Annotated in this window: 4 protein-coding genes; all 4 read right to left on the reverse strand. The window is 33.7% G+C overall.

Going from position 1 to position 2,662, the window contains the following annotated elements:
* On the reverse strand, positions 1-1,081 hold a 1,081-nt coding region (locus KI356_RS25875; protein WP_212936875.1), incomplete at its 3' end, for a nucleotidyltransferase domain-containing protein.
* Between the two features lie 21 nt (positions 1,082-1,102).
* Positions 1,103-1,555: a lasso peptide biosynthesis B2 protein gene (locus tag KI356_RS25880; RefSeq protein ID WP_212936876.1), complete on the reverse strand. Its 453-nt coding sequence runs from the start codon at positions 1,553-1,555 to the stop codon at positions 1,103-1,105.
* 37 nt (positions 1,556-1,592) lie between these two features.
* On the reverse strand, positions 1,593-1,895 hold the full coding sequence (locus KI356_RS25885; protein ID WP_438820850.1) for a lasso peptide biosynthesis PqqD family chaperone: 303 nt from the start codon (positions 1,893-1,895) through the stop codon (positions 1,593-1,595).
* Positions 1,896-2,662 (reverse strand): phosphoenolpyruvate carboxykinase (ATP) (locus tag KI356_RS25890; RefSeq protein ID WP_212936877.1); only part of this gene is annotated, 767 nt, incomplete at its 5' end.

The following is a 2,662-nucleotide window of genomic DNA, read 5'->3' on the forward strand; positions in this document are numbered from 1 at the left end:
CTGGATAAGGATATAAAAAACTAGTAATAAAAAGAGCTTTTTGACGATTGGTCATTAAGGAAAATAAATGTTTTTTATGATATTTCGCTACCTCCTCTGGAATCGTATCAGCGTGCAATTCCACCATGTTCTCTATATAAAATAAAGCCTCTTGCGCTAATTTTTTCGAGCGACTATCCTCTAACAATAAATTCATTTCTTCCACCGGAGAAGTCTTTAATAAATGAGATGTTAAGATTACTGCTTGTCCCCCTATATGTAATAATTGATATTGCTTTAACAATCTATTAAGCTGTCGCCAATCGAGGGGGTGTTCTAAAATTTGCTGAATATCTATTAACCATCGTAATCTAGACCATCCGTGACGCGCTCCATGAGAGATGAGTGATAAAAACAAATCCTCTCTTCCTAAACCATATACAGGAAAATTAGTAAGCGAACTACTTCTTCTACGTTTCCATAATTCATCAAAAGTTGGTTCCTTTGATGGGCCCGGATTTAATCGCCAATGAACTTCAACCTTGATACCCTTTTCGTTGTGAAAGTATGTCATATGATGGTGTCTCCATTTCCAATCATTTAAAACTGTACTAAAATAATCATCCTTTACATATCCATCATCTGCCAAGAGCTGTTCTACTTTTTGAAGATCGTTTAAAGAAACGATAAGATCTATATCGCTCGAAGTACGGAAAGATATGTCTTTATAAAGATCCGCAGCAAGTACTGGGCCTTTTAAAAATAGAAGACGAATATTATTTTCATGAAACAATTTACCTATTCTTTCTATCTCACCACTAAAATACAACATTTGAAATGTATTCATTTTAAAATATTTTTGTAAGGTTTGAGTAACGTGAGAAGGAACGTATTCACTACTAAGTAATTTCAATTTCGGATATATATATGCATAAACACGATGATGGATTGCTAATGTAAGAAAGTTATCCCAATCAATATTCTCAAACAAATCCTTGCCCATTTCCTTTAGTTCGAAAATATTCTTTCTTCTTATTATTTCTAATTGTAGTTGAAGCTCCTTATTAATATTATTTAAGTCAAGTTCATAACTATTTCTCATGATACTCTCCTTCAATGTTTTTTAATCCATCGTTTTAGCAAATTTACTCACAACAGTAAACCTTTGCATTTCTTCCGCACCAGTAATATAAGCAGATCCACTCCTCAACCATGCATGCGCACTCAGCATACCGTTCTCTTCTCTAGCTGTACCTAAGTATAAAGTACTCTCAATCTTTCTTCTTTCTAACATCTTCATTGCAGCAATCGCTTTTACTAAACACCTACTCTCCCAAAACGTATGACGGCTTACGATACGTATCGCTTCAGAAACCTCTTTTAGTATTATCGTATTCTTCGGGTCGGAAATGACAACCGTTTCTTCCATATGGATTCCCAATTTAGGAGCAACCTTAGAAAAAGAAATAAAATTAGATATCCGGGCTAACCCTAGATAAAGATAAGCCTCTCCAAATAAAAATATTGTTCTCGGATTTAATAGAAATAAAGTTTTTATTTTTCTTCTCATACACATATTTGAATTCCTACCCCTTATTTCAGATACATTCCTATCATTCCACTTTAGTAAACTCAATTAAACCTTCTTCTAATAATTGTTCTAAAAAAAGAAGAACTTGTTCCTTACATTCAGAATCTTCCACTTCATATTCTAAGGTTAGTTCATTTAGTAGTTTACTAATTTTTATTGGGTTCTCTATTCGTTCCCATATGATTCCACCTATCTTACCTAAATTATAGTATTTACCATTAGAAATATTTAACATAACTTTCTCACCATCCATGTCACTCACTATATTCCCTACGGTCTGTACAATACATTGTTCCAAAGAAATCATATGTTTTTTCATCAATATTTACTCCTTTTCATCTATAGTTTTTAAGATAATAGAAGCTAGACGTGACACCGTAAACTCTATTTCCGGACGGTGCAATTGATACATATCAATATGCTGTATGATTTTCGCTGAAATATCAAAATGCCATTCCGTTAGTTCTAATCGTGGAATTAAAAAATTTCTATAGGTTTGACAAAGTAACGTATGTAGCTTTTCAAGCTTTTTGATTTCTCGAATTTCAATTTTCTCATTTTCTGCAATTACTAACTCAAATAATCCTGCCAGTGGGACTGGATTTGAAAAATAATATGCATCAACTGGAATACTATATTTATTTTCCCTTCCGACTAGCTTTTTATATTCATTAACACGCATTCCAAAATGTTCTAAGCTCTTCTGCCATAATTTTTGCTGTGGATATGACGGAATAACGTATGGGGTGCAATTTTCTGCAAGCGATACCGCTATCACATCATCACTTAAAAGTTTATATCCTAAATCCAGAAAACCCGCTGCCAATGTGGATTTCCCTCTACCCGATTCCCCAATAAAGCCATATGCTTTCCCATCAATCATTATTGCGCTCCCATGCAGTGGAAGTATTTTTCTCTGCATCAATACTATTCCCATACATGTCCCAAGTACAAATAGTCTAATTAAACCCTCTTCAATCTCACTTTCAGGTGAAATAGTTATCTTTTCTCCATCTTGAACCGAAAAAATCGCAACATTCGGAATATAAAACATAACCTTCGTTCCTTGAACCACATGTTTATACGGTACAT

It is taken from the genome of Bacillus hominis (assembly GCF_018332515.1).
Classification (GTDB): domain Bacteria; phylum Bacillota; class Bacilli; order Bacillales; family Bacillaceae_G; genus Bacillus_A; species Bacillus_A hominis.

Coding starts and splice junctions, on each gene's coding strand:
- KI356_RS25880 (WP_212936876.1), bottom strand. CDS start 1,555: ATGTGTATGAGAAGAAAAATAAAAACTTTATTTCTATTAAATCCGAGA.